The organism is Stenotrophomonas beteli (assembly GCF_001431665.1).
Lineage (GTDB): Bacteria > Pseudomonadota > Gammaproteobacteria > Xanthomonadales > Xanthomonadaceae > Stenotrophomonas > Stenotrophomonas beteli.
In genome coordinates this window covers 1-698 of record NZ_LLXV01000083.1, presented here as the reverse complement: position 1 = coordinate 698, position 698 = coordinate 1, and the positions used below count along the sequence as shown (strand labels likewise).

Here is a 698-nt window from a genome sequence, read left to right as displayed (position 1 = left end):
CGCTTGGGCTTCACCCAGCCGCGCTGGCCTACGTAGTTGCCGTTGTCGTCGTACAGCGCCCAGCCTTCCTTCGAGGTGTCGATGCTGATCCAGCCATCATTGGCGCCGTCACAGTTGGTGTCACCCCATACGGTGTTGGTGCGGCCCGGATTGCCCATGATCCACACGCTGTCGATGGCGCCACACTGGCCGGTCGCGGTGATGTTCATGTCATCGATGGCGTTGTGCAGCCGGCGATAGGTCACGCTGGCACCCACCGACCAGGCTTCGTTGATCATCTGCTGGAAGCCGAGGATCGCTTCGTCTTGGTACACCGGGTCCATGTCCCGGTTCACTTCGGCACGCAGGTCCGGCACGCTGCCGTCGCCCTGCGAGTTGTCCACCGGGCCGATCTGCGCACCGAGGTTCGGGATGTTGTTGGCCGCTCCGCTATAGCCAAGGAATTCATACCAGGTGCGTTCGTCGAGGAAGCCACCGGCCTGCTTGATGTTGATGACGTTGGCCACCGGCAGGAAGTAGCGGCCCAGATTGCCGAACACCTTGGTGGTGCCATCGCCGCGCACGTCCCAGGAGAAGCCCAGGCGCGGGGCCAGCATGTCGTCGATCTTGATGTAGCTGCTGCCGTCGCCGCCCTTGTTGTCGAAGGCTTCCAGGCGCAGGCCCATGTTCAGCAGCAGATTCGGCGTCACCTGCCAGTT

The 698-nt window shown here is 63.0% G+C and carries 1 protein-coding gene; it reads right to left on the bottom strand.

Features of this window, described 5'->3' with window-relative positions; translation table 11 throughout:
* Positions 1 to 698, bottom strand: a 698-nt coding sequence (locus ARC23_RS18830; protein ID WP_160321670.1) for a TonB-dependent receptor domain-containing protein, incomplete at both ends; no start/stop codon positions are given.